General features: G+C 67.5%; 16 protein-coding genes. 11 read left to right on the top strand and 5 right to left on the bottom strand.

What is annotated here, in order from left to right; all coding sequences use genetic code 11:
• Positions 1-49 precede the first annotated feature (49 nt).
• The gene (rpmE, locus tag FHS82_RS02045) at positions 50-283 is read right to left on the bottom strand and encodes a 50S ribosomal protein L31 (protein WP_166948173.1); all 234 of its coding nucleotides are present in this window, start codon (positions 281-283) and stop codon (positions 50-52) included.
• A 287-nt stretch (positions 284-570) separates the two neighbouring features.
• Here rpmE and FHS82_RS02040 point away from each other — a divergent pair, with 287 nt between their 5' ends.
• The 9 genes from FHS82_RS02040 (at position 571) to recQ (ending at position 12,894) form a co-directional block, all read left to right on the top strand.
• Positions 571-2,391, top strand: coding sequence for an ABC transporter transmembrane domain-containing protein (locus tag FHS82_RS02040; protein ID WP_343042481.1), 1,821 nt, complete (start codon positions 571-573; stop codon positions 2,389-2,391).
• A gap of 188 nt (positions 2,392-2,579) precedes the next feature.
• Positions 2,580-3,590 carry a polyprenyl synthetase family protein gene (locus tag FHS82_RS02035; protein WP_166948911.1) on the top strand — a complete coding sequence of 337 codons (1,011 nt, stop codon included), beginning with the start codon at positions 2,580-2,582 and terminating at the stop codon, positions 3,588-3,590.
• Between the two features lie 95 nt (positions 3,591-3,685).
• Positions 3,686-4,483 (top strand): TSUP family transporter, encoded by a 798-nt coding sequence (locus FHS82_RS02030; RefSeq protein WP_166948171.1) that lies wholly within the window; start codon positions 3,686-3,688, stop codon positions 4,481-4,483.
• 230 nt (positions 4,484-4,713) lie between these two features.
• Complete coding sequence (gene rpsT, locus FHS82_RS02025) at positions 4,714-4,980, top strand: 30S ribosomal protein S20 (protein ID WP_166948169.1); 267 nt, start codon at positions 4,714-4,716, stop codon at positions 4,978-4,980.
• A gap of 1,414 nt (positions 4,981-6,394) precedes the next feature.
• Positions 6,395-7,933: a chromosomal replication initiator protein DnaA gene (gene dnaA / locus FHS82_RS02020; protein ID WP_166948909.1), complete on the top strand. Its 1,539-nt coding sequence runs from the start codon at positions 6,395-6,397 to the stop codon at positions 7,931-7,933.
• Positions 7,934-8,095: 162 nt separating this feature from the next.
• A complete protein-coding gene (dnaN, locus tag FHS82_RS02015; protein WP_166948167.1) occupies positions 8,096-9,214 on the top strand; it encodes a DNA polymerase III subunit beta in 1,119 nt (372 codons plus the stop codon).
• Positions 9,207-10,352: a DNA replication/repair protein RecF gene (recF, locus tag FHS82_RS02010; protein ID WP_166948165.1), complete on the top strand. Its 1,146-nt coding sequence runs from the start codon at positions 9,207-9,209 to the stop codon at positions 10,350-10,352. The genes dnaN and recF overlap by 8 nt, the downstream gene beginning before the upstream one ends.
• Positions 10,353-10,408: 56 nt before the next feature.
• The gene (locus tag FHS82_RS02005; protein WP_343042480.1) at positions 10,409-11,035 is read left to right on the top strand and encodes a LysE family translocator; all 627 of its coding nucleotides are present in this window, start codon (positions 10,409-10,411) and stop codon (positions 11,033-11,035) included.
• On the top strand, positions 11,032-12,894 hold the full coding sequence (recQ, locus tag FHS82_RS02000) for a DNA helicase RecQ (protein ID WP_166948163.1): 1,863 nt from the start codon (positions 11,032-11,034) through the stop codon (positions 12,892-12,894). The genes FHS82_RS02005 and recQ overlap by 4 nt, the downstream gene beginning before the upstream one ends.
• A 95-nt stretch (positions 12,895-12,989) precedes the next feature.
• On the opposite strand, the gene rdgB is transcribed toward recQ, so the two are convergent.
• Together rdgB and rph are read right to left on the bottom strand one after the other, a co-directional pair.
• Entirely contained in the window at positions 12,990-13,616 is a 627-nt protein-coding gene (gene rdgB / locus FHS82_RS01995) for an RdgB/HAM1 family non-canonical purine NTP pyrophosphatase (RefSeq protein ID WP_166948161.1), read from the bottom strand.
• Positions 13,616-14,329: a ribonuclease PH gene (rph, locus tag FHS82_RS01990; protein ID WP_166948906.1), complete on the bottom strand. Its 714-nt coding sequence runs from the start codon at positions 14,327-14,329 to the stop codon at positions 13,616-13,618. Before rph ends, rdgB begins: the two co-directional genes overlap by 1 nt.
• 188 nt (positions 14,330-14,517) lie before the next feature.
• Here rph and hrcA point away from each other — a divergent pair, with 188 nt between their 5' ends.
• Positions 14,518-15,612 carry a heat-inducible transcriptional repressor HrcA gene (hrcA, locus tag FHS82_RS01985; protein WP_166948159.1) on the top strand — a complete coding sequence of 365 codons (1,095 nt, stop codon included), beginning with the start codon at positions 14,518-14,520 and terminating at the stop codon, positions 15,610-15,612.
• A 34-nt stretch (positions 15,613-15,646) separates the two neighbouring features.
• On the opposite strand, the gene olsB is transcribed toward hrcA, so the two are convergent.
• Positions 15,647-16,666 carry a l-ornithine N(alpha)-acyltransferase gene (gene olsB, locus FHS82_RS01980; protein ID WP_166948157.1) on the bottom strand — a complete coding sequence of 340 codons (1,020 nt, stop codon included), beginning with the start codon at positions 16,664-16,666 and terminating at the stop codon, positions 15,647-15,649.
• Positions 16,667-16,867: 201 nt separating this feature from the next.
• On the opposite strand from olsB, the gene hrpB reads away from it, so the two are divergent.
• On the top strand, positions 16,868-19,366 hold the full coding sequence (gene hrpB, locus FHS82_RS01975) for an ATP-dependent helicase HrpB (protein ID WP_166948904.1): 2,499 nt from the start codon (positions 16,868-16,870) through the stop codon (positions 19,364-19,366).
• Positions 19,367-19,484: 118 nt separating this feature from the next.
• On the opposite strand, the gene rpoC is transcribed toward hrpB, so the two are convergent.
• Positions 19,485-23,711 carry a DNA-directed RNA polymerase subunit beta' gene (rpoC, locus tag FHS82_RS01970; RefSeq protein ID WP_166948155.1) on the bottom strand — a complete coding sequence of 1,409 codons (4,227 nt, stop codon included), beginning with the start codon at positions 23,709-23,711 and terminating at the stop codon, positions 19,485-19,487.
• Positions 23,712-23,845 lie beyond the last annotated feature (134 nt).

The following is a 23,845-nucleotide window of genomic DNA, read 5'->3' as shown; positions in this document are numbered from 1 at the left end:
TTGCCGGAGGCGCCATCCATGCGTGGCGCCGCAGCGGCGTGCCGTGATCTTAATTCTTCTTGCCGAAGGTGATGCCGGCGAACTTGTTGTTGAAGCGCGACACACGGCCGCCGCGGTCGAGGAGCTGCTGCGAACCGCCGGTCCACGCCGGATGGCTCGACGGATCGATGTCGAGGTTCAGCGTGCCGTTCGCCTGCCCATACGTGGACCGGGTGAGGTATTCCGTGCCGTTGGTCAACACGACCTTGATGAAGTGGTAGTCGGGATGGATATCGGCCTTCATGGCGCAGCCCTCGAAAAAAGTCTCCGTCGAGGCCAACCATATGCCGGCGACCTTTGACGACTGTCAGTGAAAAAGGTGAAGTCGTGACCCTATAGCGCAAGATGGCGCACAACACAAGCCGGCAATTCATGCGTTGCCGCGCCCGCACCGTCCGGCAGCGACAAGCCGCCACCCGGCGGGCGACACCTCGTCGCAGTTTATAACGGTTGCAACGGACGCCTTGCGGAACCGTTCCCGTCTATCTATAGCGATGTTCCATCGTGATCCGGCAACAATGGAGCGGACGGGTGCTGACCAGAGCGCAGAAGGGAGACAACGCGGCCGGCGAGTCGGCCGGCGACGGCGGCTCCCGCGACGCGGATTCCGGCCGTCCGCCGCTCGGCGCGCTCGCAACCCTGATGCCCTATGCATGGCGCTATCGCGGCCATGTCCTCGTCGCCCTCGTCGCGCTGATTGTTGCCGCCGGCGCCACCCTCGCGCTGCCGCTCGCGGTGCGGCGCGTCATCGACTACGGGTTTTCCGGCGTCGACAGCCGGCTGATCAACGCCTATTTCCTGATGCTCACCATCGTGGTGCTGGTGCTCGCGCTCGCGAGCGCCACCCGCTATTATTTCGTGACGACGCTTGGCGAACGGGTGGTCGCGGACCTGCGCGCCGACACCTTCCGCCATCTGACGACGCTCGACCAGTCCTTTTATGATACGGCGCGCACGGGTGAGCTGACCTCGCGCCTCGCCGCCGACACCACGCAGATCAAGTCGGCGTTCGGCTCCAGCATCTCGCAGGCACTGCGCAACTTCGTGATCTTCGTCGGCGCGAGCGCAATGATGGTCTATTCGAGCCCGCGTCTGTCGGGGCTGGTGCTGGCTGCGATCCCGCTCATCGTGCTGCCGCTGGTCTTCTCCGGGCGGGGGGTGCGCAAGCGCTCGCGCGCGGCACAGGACAGGCTCGCGATGGCCAACGCCTATGCCACGGAGGCCATCGGCGCCGTGCGGACCATGCAATCCTTCAACGCGGAGGCGCATGCGGCGGAGCATTTCCGCGCCGCAGCGGAGGAAGCCTATACGGCGGCGCGTCTTTCCGCCCGCGCCCGCGCCTTCCTCACCGCGATCGCGCTGTTCCTCGTCAGCGCCAGCGTGGTGGCCGTGCTGTGGTACGGCGCGCAGGATGTGCTGGCCGGACGGATGACGGGCGGCCGGCTGTCTCAGTTCGTGCTCTATGCGGTGTTCGCCGCCTCGTCGCTCGGCGAGCTGAGCCAGGTCTGGGGCGAGGTATCGCAGACGGCCGGTGCAGCCGGACGGCTCAGCGAGATCCTGTCGACGCGGCCGGGCATCGTGTCGCCGCCCGCGCCCGTGCCGCTGCCGGAACCGCCGCTGGCGACGGTCGCGTTCGAGAACGTCTCCTTCTCCTATCCGACGCGCGCCGGCACCCGGACGCTGGACGGGCTCGACCTGCATGTGGCGCGAGGAGAGCGGGTGGCACTCGTCGGTCCGTCGGGCGCCGGCAAGAGCACCGTCCTGCAACTGCTGCAGCGGTTCTACGATCCCGCGCAAGGGCGGGTGCTGATCGACGGCGTCGATGCGCGGGAAGTCGACCTCGCGCGGCTGCGGCAACGATTCGCCATCGTGCCGCAGGATCCGGTGATCTTCGGCGCCACCGTCACCGAGAATATCCGTTACGGCACGCCCGATGCCGACTTCGTGAAGGTGGAGGAGGCGGCGCGGCTCGCCGCCGCGCACGACTTCGTCGCCGGGCTGCCGCAGGGCTACGACACGCTCATCGGCGAGCGCGGCGTCACGCTGTCCGGCGGCCAGCGCCAGCGCCTCGCCATCGCTCGCGCCATCCTGCGCGATGCGCCGATCCTGCTGCTTGACGAGGCGACCTCGGCGCTCGATGCCGAGAACGAACGGCTGGTGCAGGAGGCGCTCGACCGCCTGATGCTGGGCCGCACGACGCTCGTCATCGCTCACCGCCTCGCCACCGTGCTGTCGGCGGACCGCATCCTCGTCATGGATCAGGGGCGGATCGTGGAGGAAGGAACCCATGAAGGCCTGGTGGCGCGCGGCGGGCTTTACGCCCGTCTGGCGCAGCTCCAGTTCGGCACCTGAAGCGCGGGTGTGTCTTCGCGCTGCCGCACCGGCAAGTAAAAGTGGCCGCGCCCTTTTGCAATCGGGCGGAAAACGATATACCCGCTCTTGCGGTCGCGGGATGGTTGCGGCATGCCTTGAGCGGCCGGTTGGCCGCTCACGCGAATTCTGTCCCGATGGGGCGAGCAACGGAGGTCGATATCGTGGTCATGGCGGCGCCTCTCGCAGACAGGCCGGCGGAACGGGGCGGGATCGAGGCTCTGGTCTCGCTCGTCGCCGACGACATGGAGCGGGTCAACAGCTTCATCCTGTCGCGCACGGGCTCTGACGTCACGCTGATTCCGGAGGTGGCGAGCCATCTCATTTCCTCGGGTGGCAAGCGGCTGCGGCCGATGCTGACGCTGGCCTTCTCCCGGCTGTCGGACTACGAGGGCGACGGTGGCGTGCGGCTCGCCGCGAGCGTCGAGTTCATGCACACGGCCACCCTGCTGCACGACGACGTCGTCGACGAGAGCGACATGCGCCGAGGGAAGCTCGCGGCGCGCATGGTGTGGGGGAACGAGGCGAGCGTGCTCGTCGGCGACTTCCTGCTGGGGCAGGCCTTCAAGATGATGGTGGAGGTCGGCTCGCTGCCGGCGCTCGACGTGCTCGCCAGCGCCGCCGCTATCATCGCCGAGGGCGAGGTGTGGCAATTATCCGCCGCCAAGGACCTTTCCACTGACGAGCAGGCCTATCTCGGCGTCATCACGGCGAAAACCGCCGCGCTGTTCGCCGCCGCCGCCGAAGTCGGCCCCATCCTGGGCGGGCTGGGCGAGCGGGAGCGGCAGGCGGCGCGCGCCTACGGCAACGCGCTCGGCATCGCCTTCCAGCTCGTCGACGACGCGCTGGACTACGGCGGCGTGTCGGAACTGCTCGGCAAGAATGTCGGCGACGACTTCCGCGAGGGCAAGATCACGCTGCCCGTGGTTCTCGCGCTGCAGCGGGCGGACGAGGCCGAGCGCGCCTTCTGGTCGCGGACGCTGGAGAACGGCGACATCGCCGAAAGCGATCTGGAGATAGCCGTCGGCATCCTGCGCCGCCACGGCACGCTGGAGGCTACAGTGGCGCGCGCGCGCCACTACGGCGACATCGCCGTCGAGGCGCTCGATGCCTTTCCGGACAGCCCCCTGCGGCGGGCGCTCATCGAAACCGTGGCTTTCTGCATCGGCCGGGCCTACTGACGGCGCCGGCCGTCTACCTTGTCGCCCTGTTCCGGCACGATCCGGCAACAGTGTAACGGACGGACAAAACTCAATTGCCGGATGCGGATTTCTGGATGGTGGCCGTGCTCGCGGCCGTCGGGGTCGTCGCAGGCTTCATCGACGCCATCGCCGGCGGCGGTGGGCTGCTGACGGTGCCGGCGCTGCTCTCGGCGGGGCTGGACCCCGTCGCCGCGCTCGCCACCAACAAGTTGCAGAGCAGCTTCGGCTCCTTCTCCGCGGCCCTCACCTTCGCCCGCGCGGGCAAGATGAACTGGCGGGAGGCGGCGCCGATGGCGGGCGCCTCCTTCGCCGGCGCGGTCGCCGGCGCCTCGCTCATCAAGGCGATGCCCGCCAATCTGCTCGCCGGCATCATGCCCCTGCTGCTGATCGCGGTAGCCATCTATTTCATGGCCTCTCCGCGCGTATCGGCCGAAGAGGGCCGGGCGCGCGTATCGCCGCGCACCTTCACCTTCACGGTCGCGCTGGGCGTGGGTTTCTACGACGGCTGCTTCGGCCCGGGCACAGGCTCGTTTTTCATGATCGGGTTCGTCTCGCTGCTCGGCCTGTCGATCATGCGCGCGGTCGCGCACACCAAGCTGCTGAACTTCGCCAGCAACATCGGCGCCCTGCTTTTCTTCGCTTTTACCGGCGGCATCCACCTCATCATCGGCGTGGCGATGGGGCTCGGGCAGTATGCGGGCGCGCGGCTCGGGGCGCGGATGGCGCTGCGCAACGGCGCGCGCATCATCCGCCCGCTGCTCGTCACCGTGAGCTGCGCGATGGCGGCGCGGCTGCTGCTCGATCCCGCTAACCCCCTGCGCAATGCCGTCATGTCGGCGATCGGCACGCTGTTCGCCGCGCCGAGCCCGTGACGCAGGCGGGATGACCAACGCAAGTCGATCCGGACATGCGTTGGGCATTGACGACCGGCGCGGGAAGCACTATAAGCGCGCCTTCATAAAGGTTTTGCATTTCAGGGCGTCCGCCTTCGCGCAGATGTCCGACTCGACCGAACATCTGAAGCTGAGTTCAACACCCAAGCCGATCCCGGTTGCGCGGCCAGTCGTTCGCGTGGCGTCGATAGGGACGATAAGAGGATAACATGGCCAATACTGCGTCCGCGAAGAAGGCGGTGCGTAAAATCGCTCAAAGGACTGCTGTCAACAAGTCCCGCAAGAGCCGTATGCGGACGTTCGTGCGCAAGGTGGAAGACGCCATCCGCGCCGGTGACCACACGGTCGCGCTGGCTGCCCTGCGTCAGGCGGAGCCGGAGATCGTCCGCGCCGCCCAGAAGGGCGTCCTGCACAAGAACACTGCCTCGCGGAAGGTCTCCCGCCTCGCAAGCCGCGTGAAGACGCTGCAGGCCTGATAGCGCCCGATATCCGGCAGACAGATATGGCGAGCAAGCCCGGCCGAGAGCCGGGCTTTTTCGTTGTTTCCGTGCCTCCTCCCGGCTGTCGTCATCCATCGCCTGCGGCGACGCAGCTGAACGGGCAGGATTTCATCCCGCTGTGGGTAGATGACGGAAGTCGGCAAAATGGACTTGACGCGGCTGCGGGAGCGCGACGGATGTGGCACCTGCCGGAGCCGGCGGAAGGGTGCCGCGAGCGCCGCCCGAACCGCTATTTCGGCCATCGGCGTTGCGAGAAACACCTTGACAAGCCCTTCATTGCAACGAGAACAGAACCTGACGGTGGCCTGCGGGACCGCGCAAATAATCCATCGGCAAAACAAACTGTTAGGGGGCAAAGGTCTCGACCGCCCGCGAATCTGCTTCGGAACCCGCGGGAAAACGAGCGTCACGGAGAGCCTGAATGCGCAAATGTGAGTACGCCGGCAAAAAACATCCAACGGAAAATCCCGCCGCTCCGACAAGGCGTTGTGACCCCGGTCAAGGCCGCGGCTCCCCTTGCGAATCGCCCGTTCGGGCTCTTCGGGCTGGCGCAAGCCTTTTGAGCAGTTGCGCGCCCCCTGCCGGATGAAGTAAGGTCTGGATGTCTTCGGGAAATCTTCTGCCCGTTCCAAACTGAAGGGCAGCGGCCGGGAAGTCCCCTCGTTCGGGGGGCTTTTTGCAGTCAAGACGCGCTCGACCGAAGGCACCGGCAATACTCCTGCCGGACAGCTTACGAGCAGCGTTTTGTATGCCGAGTGTGCGTAGTTGTGTTTGCGAGGTAGTTATTATTTTTTGAGAATATATCTATACTTGCACTTACTAATATCTGATACGCCACCGGTTCTGCATTTCATCTGATCTCACCATGGACTGCAGGTTTTCGACAGAAGGTTCTTCTGAGCCGGCTGGTGGAACATATTTTCCAGACGGATGACGCCTGGATGTAAGATGATTGACATAGTCGCATGACCGTCCCCGTTCTCGGATGGTCAGGCGGGCAGATGGCGGCGCAGGCGTCGGCATGAACGTCCGGTGGGCGGGTAACCGCAATGCCGGCTGTTGACCCGGTGTGCCGGCAGGAGCGTATTCAGGGGCGTCGGTTGCCGCAAGGCGGCGGCGTCCCGTTCGGGAATATATGGAGGGGCATCGGCCCGGCGCTTGGCGTCGGCTGGTGCGGCGACAATAAACTGTGCCTCCGGTCAGGGCAGGCCGCCGTTCAGGGCGGCGGTTCCGGCTGGCGAGGGCATGCGGGATGAGGCAACCGGAGCGTGACGCGATGCGTCAGGCTCCGTTTTCAAGGCGGAGCGGCCAGACAATGTACAAAACGGATGACAATGCGAAATACGCCCGTGGCCTTCAGGACGGCGAGAGCGCGTCGTCCTTTCGCGCCATGGATGCATTGTCACGTTCCGGGAACGGCGGTTCCGACGACGACAACGCGGACGACACCCCTCCCCGCGACACCGACACGCCGGAGGCCGCGTGGCCCCGCGTCAAGCGCCGCCTGCGCGCGGAGCTTGGCGAGGATGTCTTCGCGAGCTGGTTCGGGCGCCTTGAACTCGAATCCGTCAGCCGGCAGACCGCTCATCTGACCGTCCCCACCCGCTTCCTGAAGAGCTGGATCGAGTCTCACTACGCCGACCGCGTGCTCACGCTGTTCAAGGCGGAGTATCCGGGCGTTGCCCGCGTTTCCTTCGCCGTGCGCGATTCCGTCGGCCGCGAGGGCAGCGTCCATACGGCGGCCCAGCCGCGTGCCGTCGAGGCGCTGCGCCCGGCCGCCACCGCGTTGACCGCCTCGCAGGGTGCTGCCGCGCAGCCGGTGGCAAGCCGGGCAGCAGCGGCGCCCGCCGCGACATTCACGGCGCAGGAGGCGGCCACGGTGAGCGACTTCGGTGGCAACCCGCTCGACAGCCGCCTGACCTTCACGAGCTTCATCATCGGCAACTCGAATGCGCTCGCCCATGCGGCGGCCGAGCGCGTCGCCCGCCACGCCACGGGCCCCGCACTCTATAATCCGCTCTACCTCCACGCCGGGGTGGGGCTCGGCAAGACGCACCTGCTGCAGGCGGTGGCGCACGAGGCGCGCATCCAGGGCAAGAAGATCATCTATCTCACGGCCGACCGCTTCATGTATGGCTTCGTCGCCGCGCTGAAGTCGCAGACCGCGCTCGCCTTCAAGGAGAAGCTCCGCGGCATCGACCTGCTCATCATCGATGACGTGCAGTTCCTGCAGGGCAAGTCGATCCAGCAGGAATTCGGCCACACCATCAATTCGCTGATCGACGCCGGCCGCCAGATCGTCGTGGCCGCCGACCGCCCGCCGTCCGACCTCGACGCGCTCGACGAGCGGGTATGCTCGCGGCTCGCCGGCGGGCTCGTCGTGGAGGTCAACGCGCTCGACGAGGACCTGCGCGGGCGCATCCTCGCCGCCCGCATCGAGGCGGTGCGCGCCGTCAACCCCACCTTCCAGGTGCCGGACACCGTCGTCGCCTACGTGGCGCGCGTCATCGCCACCAACGGGCGCGATCTCGACGGCGCGGTCAACCGGCTGCTGGCGCACACCACGCTGACCGGCACCCCGCTGACGCTGGAGACAGCGGAGGCCGCGATCCGCGATCTCATCCGCACGCGCGAACCGCGCCGGGTCAAGATCGAGGACATCCAGAAGCTGGTCGCCAGCCGTTACAACGTCTCGCGCGCCGATATCCTCTCCGAGCGGCGCACGGCGGCGGTGGTGAAGCCGCGCCAGATCGCGATGTATCTGTCGAAGATCCTCACCCTGCGCTCGCTGCCGGAGATCGGCCGGCGTTTCGGCGGGCGCGACCATACCACGGTGCTGCACGCGGTGCGCAAGATCGAGAAGATGGTCGGCGACGACGCGGCGCTGCGCGAGGAAATCGAGCTGCTCAAGCGCATGCTGCAGGAATGACCCCTGCCCGCTGTCCCGCCTTTCCCCAGGGTGGCGGGGAAAGTGCGTGTCAGGGCGGCTCCCCTCTTGCGCTTCAGCGCGTTAAACGCCATTGTGCCGTCCCTGCCTGTCGGATCATGCCGGGCGGGGCGTGTGTGGCGTTGCAGTTGAATGGAAGTGTCGATGAAGGTTACCGTCGAGCGGGCCGCGCTCCTGAAATCGCTCGGCCATGTCCACCGGGTCGTGGAACGGCGCAATACGATCCCGATCCTGTCCAACGTGCTCCTGCGGGCCGAGGGCGGGACGCTGCGGCTGCGCGCCACCGACCTCGATCTGGAGGTGACGGAGACGCTTCCCGCCGACGTCGCGCTCGAAGGCGCGACCACCGTGCCGGCCTACGTCATCTATGACATCATCCGCAAACTGCCGGACGGCGCGCAGATATCGCTCGAATCGGCGCAGGACGGCGCGCAGGTCGTCATCCGGGCCGGGCGTTCGCGCTTCACGCTGCAGGCGCTGCCCGAAAGCGATTTCCCGGACCTCGCCGCCGGCGAGCTGCCGCACACGTTCACCGTGCAGGCGGCCGAATTCAAGAAGCTGATCGACAAGACCCAGTTCGCGATCTCCACCGAGGAGACGCGCTATTACCTGAACGGCATCTACTTCCACGCCTTCGAGAACGACGGCGCCGTCAAGCTGCGCGCCGTGGCGACCGATGGCCACCGCCTCGCGCGCGTCGAAATGGATTCGCCCTCCGGCGCGCAGGACATCCCCGGCGTGATCGTGCCGCGCAAGGCGGTGACCGAAATCCACAAACTGCTCGACGGCATCGATGGCGAGGCGCAGGTCGAACTGTCCGCGAACAAAATCCGCCTCACCGCCGGCACCGTGGTGCTGACGTCGAAGCTGATCGACGGCACCTTCCCGGACTACCAGCGCGTCATCCCGCAGGGCAACGACAAGCGCCTCGTGGTCGACCGCGCCGAGTTCGCCACCGCCGTCGACCGCGTGTCCACCATCTCGTCAGAACGCGGGCGCGCCGTCAAGCTCTCGCTGACCGAAGGCCGCATGACGCTTTCCGTCACCAATCCGGATTCCGGCAGCGCGACGGAAGAGCTTGAGGTGGAGTACGATTCGGCGCCGCTCGATATCGGTTTCAACGCCCGCTATCTGCTCGACATCGCTGCCCAGCTCGATGGCGACACCGCCGTGCTGCTGCTCGCCGACCCGGGATCGCCGACCCTCATCCAGGACCGCGAGGGCGCGGCCGCGCTCTATGTCCTGATGCCGATGCGTGTCTGACGCACTGCCCGCGCCGCGCCGGGTGACGCGGCTTTCGTTTGCGGATTTTCGCAGCTACGCGGCGCTCGACCTCGATACCGATGCGCGGATCGTGGCGCTCGTGGGCGAAAACGGCGCCGGCAAGACCAACCTGCTCGAAGCGCTGTCGCTGTTCACGCCGGGGCGCGGCCTGCGCCGTGCGCCGTTCGCGGACATGGCGCGCAAGGGCGGCAGCGGTGGCTTTGCCGTATCCGTTACGCTCGATCGGGCAACCGGCGGCGCGCGGCTCGGCACGGGGCTGGAGCCGTCCGCGACGGGCCGCAAATGCCGGATCGACGGCGCGCCCGTCCCCTCTCCCGCGGCGTTCGCCGAATATCTGCGCATCGTCTGGCTGACGCCGGCGCTCGACGGGTTGTTCCTCGGCCCGGCCGGCGACCGACGCCGGTTTCTCGACCGTCTGGTGCTCGCCATCGATGCCGCTCACGGCACACGCACCAGCGCCTACGAACGGGCGCTGTCATCGCGCAACCGCATCCTCGACGAGGCGCCCACGAATGCCCGCTGGCTCGATTCCATCGAGCACGAGGTCGCGGAACTCGGCGTCGCCGTGGCTGCCGCGCGCCTTGAAACGGTGGCGCGGCTGCAGGCGTTGATCGACGCCGGCCACGACAGCGCCTCGCCGTTTCCCTCCGCGCGGATCGCCCTCGCCGGCACGCTGGAGGACGAACTCGGCGCGTTGCCCGCCGTGGAGGTGGAGGACCGTTTCCGCCGCGGGCTGCGCGAGGGCCGCGCGCGCGATCGCGCCGCCGGCCGCGCGCTCGCCGGCCCGCAGACCAGCGACCTCGCCATCCGCCATGCGGCGAAGGACATGGCCGCCGCCCTGTGCTCCACGGGCGAACAGAAGGCGCTGCTGATCGGCCTCGTGCTTGCGCATGCGCGCCTCGTCGCGGACATGAGCGGCATCGCGCCGCTCGTCCTGCTCGACGAGGTCGCCGCCCATCTCGATCCGCGCCGACGTGCGGCGCTGTTCGCGGCGCTGGAGCGGCTCGGGAGCCAGATCTTCATGACCGGCGCCGACCCTGCGCTGTTCGCGGACCTGCCCGCCTCGGCCGTCACTTGCCTCGTCACGCCCGGACAGGCTATCCATTTCAACGCATGATTTCCCGGCGCGGGCGGATTCGCGCCGCGTATTCTTTTCGCTGTCAGGAGCCTCCCGTGCATGGCATCGACATCACCGCGCTCGCGATATTCGCCAGCGCGCTCGCCATTGCCGCCGCCGTGCCGGGGCCGGCCGTCGCCGCCATCGTGGCGCGGGTGCTGGCACGCGGCACGCGGGGGCTCGCGCCCTTCCTGCTCGGCATCATCATCAGCGATGTCCTCTGGCTGACGGTCGCCGTTTCCGGCCTCGCCGTTCTGGCGCAGACCTTCCAGGGCGTGTTCATCGTCATCAAATACCTCGGCGCCGCCTATCTGCTCTGGCTGGCGTGGCATTTCTGGACGGCGCCGGCGACGTCTATCGCCTCCGCACCGCTGGAGGTGGGCGAGGGCGGGCCCGCTGCCTTCCTCGGCGGCCTGATGGTCGGCCTGTCGAACCCGAAGGCGATGATGTTCTATCTGGCGCTGCTGCCGGGCTTCATCCCGCTCGACGCCGTCACACCCGTGACCTTCGCGGAGCTTGCGGCAGTCACCTTCGCCGTGCTGGCGGTGATCTTCTCGGCCTACGTCCTCGCCGCCGCCCGCGCGCGCCGCCTTTTCTCCAGCCCGCGGGCGCTCGCCTTCATCAACCGCGCCACCGGGACGGTGATGGTGGGCACGGCGGTCGCGGTCGCCACCCGCTCATGACACAGGCCGGCGCAGCACAGGTTCAGCCCGTCAGCCCCGCACTCGCGCAGCGTGCGCGGGCTGTGCTGAAGTCGGTGTTCGGCTACGACGATTTCCGCCCGGGGCAGGACGAGGTGATCGCCGCCGTGCTCAACGGCGAGAACGTCTTCGCGGTGATGCCAACCGGCAGCGGCAAGTCGATGTGCTACCAGTTGCCCGCCATGACGGACGATGGCGGCATGACCTTGGTCGTCTCGCCGCTGGTCGCGCTGATGCGCGACCAGGTCGGGCAGCTCACGGCCCTCGGCGTGCCGGCGGCCACCATCAATTCCGCCAACACCGACGACGGGAATCGCGAGGCGTGGCGGATGATGCGCCGCGGCGAGCTGAAGCTTCTGTTCGTCTCACCCGAGAAACTCGCGGGCGACAACATGCTGTCAGCCCTGCGCGACATCGGCATTCGCCGCCTCGCCATCGATGAGGCGCATTGCGTATCGCAATGGGGCCACGATTTCCGCCCCGATTACCGCAATCTGCGGCAGGTGCGCGAGCAACTGGGCTCACCGCAGACCATCGCGCTCACCGCCACCGCCGACCGCACCACCCGCGCCGACATCGTTCAGCAGCTTTTTCCGGAGGAGCCGCGCGTCGTCGTGCACAGCTTCGACCGGCCCAACCTTGATCTGCGTTTCGCGGCGAAGGAGCGTCCCGCGAGCCAGCTTGCGGAATTCGTCCTCTCGCACAAGGGGGCGAGCGGCATCATCTACACCTCGGCCCGCAAGCGCACGGAAGAAATCGCGGAAAGCCTGTCGCAGAAGGGCGTGCGCGCGCTCGCCTACCATGCCGGGCTCGATCAGGCGCTGCGCGGCGAGCGGCAGGACCGCTTCCTGCAGGAAAACGACATCGTCATGGTGGCCACGGTCGCCTTCGGCATGGGCATCAACAAGCCGGACGTGCGCTTCGTCGCCCACGCCGACATGCCCGGCAGCATCGAGGGCTACTATCAGGAGATCGGCCGCGCCGGGCGCGACGGCCTGCCGGCGTGGACGCTCACGCTCTACGGCGCCTCCGACATGGCGCTGCGCAGGCGGCAGATCGACGAGAAGGACATCGACGACGAGCGCCGCCGCATCGAGCACCGCAGGCTCAATGCCATGATCGAGCTGTGCGAAACCGCGACCTGCCGGCGGCAGGCGCTGCTCGCCTATTTCGGTGAGGCGAGCGAGCCCTGCGGCGGCTGCGACCTTTGCCGGGGCGGCGTCAGCCTCTACGACGCCACCATCGATGCGCAGAAGGTGCTGTCCGCCATCGCCCGCACCGGCCAGCGCTTCGGCGCGGCGCATATCGCCGACATCCTCACCGGCACGGAGAACGAGGCGGTGTCCCGCCTTGGCCACGACAAGCTCAAGACATTCGGCGTTGGCGCGGACAAGGGCAAGCGGACGTGGCTCACCATCATCCGGCAATTGTTCGCCACCGGCGCCGTCGGCGAGACGGGCGAAGCCTATTCGGGCTACCGTCTGACGCAGAAGGGCGAGGACATCCTGTTCGGCCGCGAGAAGCTGACGCTGCGCGCCGTCGCGGAGGAACCGCGTCGCAGGCGCGACAGCCCGCGCACAGGGGAGGCGGCGTCCCTGCTCACGGAGGCGGAAAACGCCCTGTTCCAGCATCTGCGCAGCCTGCGCCTCGAACTCGCGAAGGCCGAGAACGCCGCCGCCTACATGGTTTTCCCCGACCGCACCCTGGTCGACATGGCCCGCCTCAAACCAACCGACCTGTATGCCATGCGCATGGTGCAGGGCGTGGGCGAGCACAAGCTGGAACGCTACGGCCAGACCTTCGCGGACGCCATCGCCGCCTTCCTGCGCGAGAACCGCTGACTGACACCGGCGCTCCCGTTCTGCGGCCACTCACGTGCGTGCCTTGCCAGGCCCCGCATGGGCTTCATCATCTCCCGATGAGTGGGGCTCAGGTATCAGCCCAGCAGCGCCGCCGCGAGACGGCGGAACGCCCGGGCGCGGTGAGACAATCCTTGCGGATGCGACCAGCCGTGCTTCTGCTCCGACGACATCTCGCCGAAAGTGATGTCGTACCCTTCCGGCTGGAAGATCGGATCGTAGCCGAAACCCCTGTCGCCACGCGCGGGAAACACCAGCTTGCCGAATACGCGGCCTTCGAACAGTTCCTCGTGCCCGTCCGGCCATGCCACCACGAGCGCGGAAACGAAATGCGCCCGGCGCCCGGCGTCGTCCAGCGCGCCGCGCCGTTCGAGTTCCCGCTCGATGCGAGCGATAGCGGCGGGGAAGTCCTTGTCGGGGCCGGCCCAGCGGGCGGAAAAGATGCCCGGCGCACCGTCGAGCGCCTCGACGCACAGGCCGGAATCGTCGGCAAAGGCGGGCAGGCCGGTGGCCGTCGCCGCAGCATGCGCCTTCAGCGCCGCGTTCTCGGCGAAGGTGGTTCCGGTCTCGTCCGGCTCCGGCAGGTGGAGTTCGCCCGCCGACACGGCCTCGATGTGATAGGGCGCGAGCAGCTCACGCATCTCGCGCAACTTGCCCGGGTTGTGCGAGGCGACGACGAGCCGCCCTTCCAGCTTGCGCACCATCAGGATACCGCCAGTTTCTGCAGGGTGACGAGCTTTTCCGTCCCGGCCCTTGCCAGTGCCAGCAGGCGCAGCAGCTCCTCCTCGCTGAAGGGAGCGCCCTCCGCCGTGCCCTGCACCTCGACGATGCCGCCCGTGCCGGTCAGCACGAAATTGGCATCGGTCTCGGCCGCCGAGTCCTCGGCGTAATCGAGGTCGAGCACCGGCGTGCCTCTGTAGATGCCGCAGGAGACAGCGGCGACGTGGTCCTTCAGCGCCTTGGCAGACAGCATGGAGCGCGCCTGCATCCATTGCAGGCAATCGTGCAGCGCGACCCACGCGCCGGTGATGGCGGCGGTGCGCGTGCCGCCGTCCGCCTGCAGCACGTCGCAGTCGACCACGATCTGCCGTTCGCCGATCGCATGCAGGTCCACGACCGCGCGCAGGCTGCGCCCGATGAGGCGCTGGATTTCCTGCGTGCGGCCGGAGGGTTTGCCGGATGTCACCTCGCGGCGCGTGCGCTCCAGCGTGGCGCGCGGCAGCATGGCGTATTCCGCCGTTACCCAGCCGCGGCCCTGTCCGCGCAGCCACGGCGGCGGCCTGTCTTCCAGCGAGGCCGTGCACAGCACGTGCGTCTCGCCGAATTTCACCAGACAGGAGCCTTCCGCATAACGCGCCACGGCGCGTTCGAGGGTTACCTTGCGCAGCTCTTCCGGAGCGCGCCCTGAGGGGCGGATGGAGGTATTCACCGAACTTATCCCTGGAATAATGATCGTCCTGCGCGGCTTGTAGCATCTCGCGCGCCGCCGACAAGCCGATTCCGCAAGGCCTGCCTGCTCCCCCTCTTGAAGCAGCCCCCCCTGTTGCCCTAATCAGGGAGAGGCAAGTCAGGAGCCAAAAACCATACCGTGATGACTGTTTTCTGATGACCATGCCGTATCGAACCGTCCCGACTGCGGACAGCGCGCGCCTCTTTGCGGACCTTGACGAGCGGTCGCGCGAGGTTTTCCGCCATGTGGTAGAGGGTTATCTCGCCACGGGCGAGCCCGTCGGCTCGCGCAATCTCGCGCGCCTTCTCTCCATGCCGCTCTCGCCCGCCTCCGTACGCAACGTGATGGCGGACCTTGAGCTGGCGGGCCTGCTTTACGCACCCCACATCAGCGCCGGGCGCATGCCAACCGAGCGCGGCCTGCGCTTCTTCGTCGATGCAATGCTGGAAATCGGCGACCTCGATTCGGAAGAGACCAGCCGCATCGAATCGCAGGTGGCCGCGGCGGCGACGGGCACCTCGCTCGACAGCCTGCTGTCGGAGGCCACCGTGATGCTGTCGGGCCTCACGCGCGGCGCGGGCGTCGTCGTCACCGGCAAGCAGAACCCGCCGCTGAAGCACATCGAATTCGTTCGCCTAGATGCCGCGAAGGCGCTCGTGGTGCTGGTGGGCGAGGACGGCGCAGTCGAGAACCGCCTGCTTGACCTGCCGCCCGGCCTGCCGTCGAGCGCCCTGATCGAGGCCGGCAACTATCTCAACGCGCATTTGCGCGGCCTCACCCTGGCGGAGCTGCGCGCGCAGGTTGAGCAGCGCCGCGCCAGTATGGAACAGGAACTCGACGCGCTCGTCACTGGCCTCATCGACGCGGGCCTCGCCGTCAGCGTCGGCCCCTCCGACGGGCGCCAGCTCATCGTGCGCGGACAGGCGAACCTTCTCGACGATCTCAAGGCGGCGGAGGACGTCGAGCGCATCCGCCTGCTGTTCGCCGATCTGGAGACGCAGAAGGACGTCATCGACCTGCTGTCGCGCGCCGAGGGCGGCGAGGGCGTGCGCATCTTCATCGGCTCGGAAAACAAGCTGTTCTCGCTGTCCGGCTCGTCGATGATCGCCGCGCCCTTCCGCGACTCGCGCCAGACGATCCTCGGGGTCGTCGGCGTCATCGGCCCGACGCGGCTCAACTATTCGCGCATCGTGCCCATGGTGGACTACACCGCCCGCGTCGTCTCGCGCATTCTGGAACGCAAGCGCTGAAGCACGGGCGGAGCAGGATCGAATAGCCCGGGGATCAGGCGGCGTGCCGGTCGGCGGTGGCGCCGAAGTGACCGATGTACCGCGGGTTGATCGCCTTCACCGGCAGCATCACCAGCACGTCCGTGGTGCCGAACTGCCGATCGATCACCGCGCCCTCGCCCACGGTGCCGCCAAGGCGCAGATAGCCTTTGATCAGCGGCGGCAGGCTGTGCAGCGCGGCGCGGGCATCGATGCCCTCCTTGCTCATCAGGTCCATGCGCACGAAACGGTCCGGCAGGGCCTTCACGTTCCATTCCTCGGGCGCGCGGGCATAGTGATGCAGGAAGCTCAGCGGCAGCGCCATCTTCGCGGGGTCGGTGCCCTCAAGGCTCGCGCAGCCGAACATCACGTCGATGCGGTGATGCAGCACATAGGTCCAGATGCCATGCCAGAGCAGTTCGACGGTGCGCTTGTTGCGGTAGGGCTTGAGCACGCAGGAGCGGCCGAGTTCCAGAAAGCGCAGTTGCGGGTTGGCGTCGATCACCGGCTGCACGTCGAATTCGCCGGCCGTGTAGAAGCCGAAGGAGCGATCCGCCACCTCCTGCCGCAGCAGCCGGTAGGTGCCCACCACCTTCGGCTTGTTGGGGCGGAACGGCTTGCGCGGCGCGTCGTGATCGAGCACCAGCAGATGGTCGCAGATGGCGTCGTATTCGTCCATGTCGCGCTGCGCGAGCATGCAGGCGGCGTTGGGCACCGCCGACATCTCGTTGTAGAACACGCGGTAGCGCAGGCGCTGCGCCCGGCGAATATCGCGCTTGGTGGTTGCGAGCCGCACTTCGAGGGAGCCGATGCGGCCGAGAACGGGGTCGAGGCCGCCGGTGTCGAGCGGCAGGCCGAACTTGAAGCCGCCGCCGAACTTGCCGTTCTGCACCCAGTTCCACGCCTTGGGGTTGCCCCAGACCTTGGGCTGCAGGAATGCAGGCATCCGCCCGCCCCGCGCCCCGATGAACGCATCCTCCCTGAAAATTCTGGCGCCGGCCGCACTCTTGGCACCCGTATGATTCCTGGCACCCATATAAATTCCCACCCCCGCCCCTCGCGTGACGAACCCGGGCGCACCGCGCGCACCTTGCTCTTTGGCTTCAGGGCCTTACGGATTCGCCCACGTTATCATCCCGCAAGCAGAGCATAGGCTTTCAACAGTTCGATGACAATGGTGACGTACGGGCGGGAGATGCGCAAGATGTCACCGGAACGAATCATGCAAGCCAGCCTCATGACCGACACCCCGCCTGCCCTGCCCATCGACGAAGTGCTCGCGCCCCTGCGCGGGACGTTGGCGCGCGGCCGCAACGCTGTGCTCGTCGCACCGCCCGGCGCAGGCAAGACGACGCGCGTGCCGCTCGCCCTGCTCGGCGAGTCCTGGGTCGGCGGGCGCAGGATCGTCATGCTGGAACCCCGCCGCCTCGCCGCCCAGGGCGCCGCCGCGCGCATGGCGGAAACCCTGTCGGAGCCGGTCGGCGAGACCGTGGGCCTGCGCGTGCGTCTCGGTTCGAAAGTGAGCGCGCGCACGCGCATCGAGGTCGTGACGGAAGGCGTTTTCGCCCGCATGATCCTCGACGATCCGGAACTCGCCGGCATAGCCGTCGTCATCTTCGACGAGTTTCACGAGCGCTCGCTCGACGCCGATTTCGGCCTCGCCCTCGCACTCGACGCGCAGGCGGGCCTGCGCGAGGACTTGCGCATCCTCGTCATGTCCGCCACCCTTGACGGCGCGCGCGTCGCCGGCCTGCTCGGCGCGCCGGGCGCTCCAGCTCCCGTCATCGAATCCGAAGGCCGCGCCTTCCCGGTCGAGACGCGCTATCGCGGCCGCGATCCAGCCCGCCGGCTGGAGGAGGAGGTGGCCGCCGCCGTGCGCACGGCGCTCGCGTCGGAGCCCGGCTCCATCCTCGTTTTCCTGCCCGGGCAGGGCGAGATCCGCCGCACGGAGGCGCTGCTGGAGGAGCGGTTTAGCCAGGCGTCCGCCGGTGGACAGGCTGTGGATATCGCCCCCCTCTACGGCCAGCTCGACCGCGCCGCGCAGAACCTCGCCATCCGGCCGAGCCCCGCCGGGCGGCGCAAGGTGGTGCTCGCCACCTCCATCGCCGAAACCTCGCTCACCATCGATGGCGTGCGCGTGGTGATCGATTCGGGTCTTGCTCGCGTACCACGTTTCGAGCCCGACATCGGTATCACGCGCCTTGAAACGGTGCGCGCCTCGCGCGCCGCCGCGGACCAGCGCCGGGGCCGCGCCGGGCGCACGGAGCCGGGCGTGTGCATCCGCCTGTGGGAGGAAGCCGCCACCGGCGCGCTGGCGCCCTTTTCTACGCCCGAAATCCTCTCCGCTGACCTCGCGCCCCTGCTGCTCGACTGCGCCGCCTGGGGTATCGACGATCCGGCCCGCCTCCCCTTTCTCGATCCGCCGCCGGCCGCCGCCGTGACCGAGGCGCGCAAGCTCCTGCAAGGCATCGGCGCACTCGATGCCCGCCATCGCCTCACCGATACCGGCCGGGCGCTGCAGGCACTGCCGCTGCCGCCACGCCTCGCCCGCATGGTCGTCGAGGCGCGTCGCGGCGGTCGTGGCGCCGAAGCCGCCGAGATCGCCGCCGTGCTGGTGGAGCGGGGGTTGGGCGGCAACGCCGTCGACATCACGGAGCGCGTCGGCCAGTTCCGCCGCGACCGCTCGCCGCGCGCCGGCGACATGCGCAGGCTGGCGCGCAACTGGGCAGGCCCCGCCGCGGACGCGACGCGCGCCCCGGACCCCGGCCCCCTGCTCGCGCTCGCCTTTCCGGACCGCATCGCCCGTGCCCGCGCGGGCGACGGCGCGGGCGACGGCATCTATGTCCTTGCCAACGGCCGCGGCGCGACGCTCGATCCCGCCGATCCTCTTGCGCGCGAAACCTGGCTTGCGGTCGCTGAAATCACCGGCTCGGCCGCATCGGCGCGCATCGTCTCCGCCGCCCCCCTCACGCCCGAGGATGTGGAGACGCTTGCCGGCGATATGATCGTCGAGGCGGCGGAGACGACTTTCGACACCAGCGCGAAGGCGCTGCGCAGCCGTCGCACACGCCGGCTCGGCGCCATCGTGCTCGACCGGCAGCCGCTGCCGGTGAAGCCCGATGAATCGGCCGCCGCCATCCTCGCGCGGGGCATCGCGGGGCTCGGCGTCGCCGCCCTGCCGTGGACGAAGGCGCTCACGCAATGGCGCACGCGCGTCGCCTTTCTGCGCAAGGCGGAAGGCGCGGACCTCTGGCCCGACCTTTCGGACGAGGCGCTCGCGGCCACGGTCGAGACATGGCTCACGCCCCATCTCGTCGGCCTCACCGGCCTCGCGCAGATCGATACCGGCACGCTCGACGCGGCGCTCAAGGCCCTGCTGCCGTGGGATCGGCAGCAGCAGCTCGAACGCGACGCGCCGACCCACTTCACCGCCCCGACGGGATCACGCATTCCTGTGGATTATAGCGGGGATAACCCTTCCGTCGCCGTGCGGGTGCAGGAACTGTTCGGCCTCGCCGGACACCCGGCCATCGCGAACGGCCGATTGCCGCTCACGCTCGAACTGCTGTCCCCGGCGCACCGCCCGATCCAGATCACGCGCGATCTCCCCGGCTTCTGGCGCGGCTCATGGACCGCGGTGCGCGCCGAGATGCGCGGGCGCTATCCCAGGCACGTCTGGCCCGAGGACCCTGCCAGTGCCACCGCCACCACGCGCGCCAAACCGCGCGGGATATGAGGTCAAAATAGCCCTGTGTCAGCCACCTGATTGCTCTTCCCGGTCATGAACCCGGAAAGCCAAGAAAAAACCCGCAGCCGTGAAGCTGCGGGTTTTGCTTTTCGCTCGTTTCAGCGGATCATACATCCGGCTGGGATGTTTCCGAAAACGACGGCGTGGACGCCAGCGGTTCCGGCAACCCCTGCCCCACGGCCTTCGCCGCCTGCGCGCTTTCGCGCGCACGCTGGCCGAGGATGAGTTCGTCGCGCCGCACCGCGATCTCGCGCAGCTTGGCGGCGACCGCGCCCGTGCCGGCCGGGATCAGGCTGCCGACGATGACATTCTCCTTCAGCCCTTCCAGGGTGTCCGACTTGCCGTTGACGGCTGCTTCCGTCAGCACGCGCGTCGTCTCCTGGAAGGATGCCGCCGAAATGAACGACTTCGTCTGCAGGCTCGCCTTGGTGATGCCGAGCAGCACCGGCGTGCCCTGCGCGGGACGCTTGTTCTCCGCGATGAGCCGGTCGTTGGCGTCGCGGAAGTCCGTGCGGTCGACCTGCTCGCCATGCAGGAACTCGGAGTCGCCCGGGTCCGTGATATCGACCTTCTGCAGCATCTGGCGAACGATCACCTCGATGTGCTTGTCGTTGATATGCACGCCCTGCAGACGGTAGACCTCCTGAATCTCGTTGACGAGATAGGCGGCCAGTTCCTCCACGCCCTTGATGGCGAGGATGTCGTGCGGCGCGGGGTTGCCGTCGACGATGAAGTCACCGACCTCGATGACGTCGCCATCCTGCAGATGGATGTGCTTGCCCTTCGGGATCAGGTACTCCACCGGCTCCGAGCCGTCGTGCGGCGCCAGCGTCAGCCGGCGCTTGTTCTTGTAGTCGCGCCCGAACTGGATCGTGCCAGACTTCTCGGCGATGATCGCGGCGTCCTTCGGACGGCGGGCCTCGAAAAGCTCCGCCACGCGCGGCAGACCGCCGGTGATGTCGCGCGTCTTGGCGCTTTCCAGCGGGATACGCGCCAGCGCGTCGCCGGCCTTCACCTTCGCGCCCGGATCGACGGCGATGATGCCCTCCACCGGCAGCAGGTAGCGCGCGTCGCCGCCGCGCGGCAGCTTGGCGACCTTGCCGTCCGGACCGAGAATGACGATCGCCGGGCGCAGATCGGCCGTGCGGGCGGAGCCGCGCCAGTCGATCACCACGCGCTTGGCGATGCCGGTCGCCTCGTCGATGGTTTCCGACATCGACATGTTCTCGATCAGGTCCTCGAAGCCGATGGTGCCATCGATCTCGGTCAGCACCGGACGGGTATAGGGGTCCCATTCCGCCACACGCTGGCCGCGCTTGATCTGGTCGCCGTCGTCCACCTTCAGCCGCGCACCGTACTGCACGCGGTGCACCGCGCGCTCCTTGCCATCCGGCCCCAGGATGATGACGCCGACGTTGCGGCCCATGACCACGAGATCGCCGTCGGAGTTGCGCGCCACGTTGCGGTTGCGCAGCTTCACCTCGCCCTCGAAGTTGGTTTCGAGGAACGACTGGTCGGCGATGGTCGCCGCGCCGCCGATGTGGAACGTGCGCATCGTGAGCTGGGTGCCCGGCTCGCCGATCGACTGCGCCGCGATGACGCCCACCGCCTCGCCATGGTTGACGGGCGTGCCGCGCGCCAGATCGCGGCCGTAGCAGGTGGCGCATACGCCGTTACGCGACTCGCAGGTCAGCACCGAGCGGATCTTCACCTGCTGGACGCCCGCCGCGTTGATCGCCGGGATGTCCTTTTCCTCGATCATAATGCCGGTCGGCACGATCACATTGCCTTCCGCATCGACGACATCCTCGGCCGCCGTACGGCCCAGGATGCGCGAGGCGAGCGTCGCCACGACCTGCCCGGCGTCGATGATCGCCCGCATCGAGATACCGCGATCCGTGCCGCAATCCGTCTCGCGGATGACCGCGTCCTGCGCCACGTCGACGAGACGGCGCGTCAGGTAACCCGAGTTCGCGGTCTTCAGCGCGGTGTCCGCGAGGCCCTTGCGGGCGCCGTGGGTCGAGTTGAAGTATTCGAGAACGTCGAGGCCTTCCTTGAAGTTCGAGATGATCGGGCTTTCGATGATCTCGCCCGAGGGCTTGGCCATCAGGCCGCGCATGGCGGCGAGCTGCTTCATCTGCGCAGGCGAGCCGCGCGCGCCGGAGTGCGCCATCATGTAGATGGAGTTCACCGGCTTGTCGCGACCGTTGTCGTCCTTCCGGACGGCGGAGATGCGCGCCATCATCTCGCCGGCGAGCTTGTCGGAGCACTTCGCCCAGGCGTCGACGACCTTGTTGTACTTCTCGCCCTGCGTGATCAGGCCGTCGTTGTACTGCTGCTCGTAGTCCTTCACCAGCAGGCGCGTCTGGTCGACGATCTCCCACTTGTTCTCCGGAACGACCATGTCGTCCTTGCCGAACGAGATGCCGGCCTTGAAGGCGTGGTAGAAGCCCAGCGACATGATGCGGTCGCAGAAGATAACCGATTCCTTCTGACCGCAGTTGCGGTAGACGGCATCGATCATGTTGGAGATTTCCTTCTTCGTCATCAGCTTGTTGACGACGTCGAAGGTGATCTTCGGGTGCTTCGGCAGCAGGCGCGACAGGAACACGCGCCCGGGCGTGGTGTCGTGGATCTTCGAGACCGGCGCGCCGTCCTCGTCCACACCCACCCAGCGGTAGCGAATCTTGCTGTGATACGTGATCACGCCCGCGTTCAGCGCATGCTCGATCTCGTTCTGGTCCGCATAGGCCTTGCCCTGGCCGGGCTCGCCATCTGCCATGATCGACAGGTAATAGAGCCCCAGAACCATGTCCTGCGACGGAACGATGATCGGCTGGCCGTTGGCGGGGTGCAGGATGTTGTTCGTCGACATCATCAGCACGCGCGCCTCAAGCTGCGCTTCAAGCGACAGCGGCACGTGCACGGCCATCTGGTCACCGTCGAAGTCGGCGTTGAACGCCGAGCAGACGAGCGGGTGGAGCTGGATCGCCTTGCCCTCGATCAGCACCGGCTCGAAGGCCTGGATGCCGAGGCGGTGCAGCGTCGGCGCGCGGTTCAACATCACCGGATGCTCGCGGATAACCTCGTCGAGGATATCCCACACTTCCGGCTTTTCCTTCTCCACGAGCTTCTTGGCCTGCTTGACGGTGGCCGACAGGCCCTTGGCGTCGAGCCGCGCGTAGATGAACGGCTTGAACAGCTCCAGCGCCATCTTCTTCGGCAGGCCGCACTGGTGCAGCTTCATCTCCGGGCCGACGACGATCACCGAGCGGCCGGAATAGTCCACGCGCTTGCCGAGCAGGTTCTGGCGGAAGCGGCCCTGCTTGCCCTTCAGCATGTCGGCAAGCGACTTCAGCGGCCGCTTGTTGGCGCCCGTGATCACGCGGCCGCGCCGACCGTTGTCGAACAGCGCGTCGACCGCCTCCTGAAGCATGCGCTTCTCGTTGCGGATAATGATGTCGGGTGCGCGCAGCTCGATCAGCCGCTTCAGGCGGTTGTTGCGGTTGATGACGCGCCGGTACAGATCATTGAGGTCGGACGTGGCGAAACGGCCACCATCAAGCGGCACCAGCGGGCGCAAATCCGGGGGAATGACGGGGACGACCGTCATGATCATCCATTCCGGCTTGTTGCCCGACTGCTGGAACGCCTCGATGATCTTGAGGCGCTTCATCAGCTTCTTGGGCTTCAGCTCGGACGTGGTGGTCGCGATCTCTTCCTTGATTTCCTGCGCGGTCTTCTCAAGGTCGAGGTTGCGCAGGATCTCGCGGATGGCCTCCGCGCCGATCAGCGCGGTGAAGCTGTCGTCGCCATATTCCTCCTGCGCGCGCAGATGCTCTTCCTCCGTGAGGAGCTGAAGCATCTTCAGCGGCGTGAGGCCGGGCTCCAGCACCACGTAGGACTCGAAATACAGGATGCGCTCAAGATCCTTGAGCGTCATGTCGAGCAGCAGGCCGATGCGCGAGGGCAGCGACTTGAGGAACCAGATGTGCGCGACCGGCGCCGCCAGTTCGATGTGGCCCATGCGCTCGCGCCGTACGCGCGCAAGCGTCACCTCGACGCCGCACTTCTCGCAGATGACGCCCTTGTACTTCATGCGCTTGTACTTGCCGCACAAGCATTCATAGTCCTTGATCGGGCCGAAGATACGCGCGCAGAACAGGCCGTCGCGTTCCGGCTTGAACGTACGATAGTTGATGGTCTCCGGCTTCTTGATTTCACCGTAGGACCATGACAGAATTTTCTCAGGGCTCGCGATCGAAATCTTGATCTGATCGAACGTCTGTGCGGGAGCCTGAGTATTGAAGAGATTCATCACCTCTTGATTCATCGCCGTCTCCTCAAGTCTGCGTGAGTCCCGCGCCTCCGGGTGAACTCCCGCCGGCACCTGCCCTGCCGCCCGCAGCGCGATGCCTTGAAACTGGAAATATATCGGCGACACCCGGCTGTTTTATGGCCGGATGC

The organism is Pseudochelatococcus lubricantis (assembly GCF_011762225.1).
Lineage (GTDB): Bacteria > Pseudomonadota > Alphaproteobacteria > Rhizobiales > Beijerinckiaceae > Pseudochelatococcus > Pseudochelatococcus lubricantis.
Note: the sequence above shows the minus strand (reverse complement) of the source record. Positions and strands in the feature narration are given on the sequence as shown.

Coding starts and splice junctions, on each gene's coding strand:
- dnaA (WP_166948909.1), top strand. CDS start 6,395: ATGGATGCATTGTCACGTTCCGGGAACGGCGGTTCCGACGACGACAAC.
- dnaN (WP_166948167.1), top strand. CDS start 8,096: ATGAAGGTTACCGTCGAGCGGGCCGCGCTCCTGAAATCGCTCGGCCAT.
- rpsT (WP_166948169.1), top strand. CDS start 4,714: ATGGCCAATACTGCGTCCGCGAAGAAGGCGGTGCGTAAAATCGCTCAA.
- olsB (WP_166948157.1), bottom strand. CDS start 16,666: ATGGGTGCCAGGAATCATACGGGTGCCAAGAGTGCGGCCGGCGCCAGA.
- rdgB (WP_166948161.1), bottom strand. CDS start 13,616: ATGGTGCGCAAGCTGGAAGGGCGGCTCGTCGTCGCCTCGCACAACCCG.
- rpoC (WP_166948155.1), bottom strand. CDS start 23,711: ATGAATCAAGAGGTGATGAATCTCTTCAATACTCAGGCTCCCGCACAG.
- recQ (WP_166948163.1), top strand. CDS start 11,032: ATGACACAGGCCGGCGCAGCACAGGTTCAGCCCGTCAGCCCCGCACTC.
- hrpB (WP_166948904.1), top strand. CDS start 16,868: ATGACCGACACCCCGCCTGCCCTGCCCATCGACGAAGTGCTCGCGCCC.
- hrcA (WP_166948159.1), top strand. CDS start 14,518: ATGACCATGCCGTATCGAACCGTCCCGACTGCGGACAGCGCGCGCCTC.
- rpmE (WP_166948173.1), bottom strand. CDS start 283: ATGAAGGCCGATATCCATCCCGACTACCACTTCATCAAGGTCGTGTTG.
- FHS82_RS02035 (WP_166948911.1), top strand. CDS start 2,580: ATGGCGGCGCCTCTCGCAGACAGGCCGGCGGAACGGGGCGGGATCGAG.
- FHS82_RS02030 (WP_166948171.1), top strand. CDS start 3,686: ATGGTGGCCGTGCTCGCGGCCGTCGGGGTCGTCGCAGGCTTCATCGAC.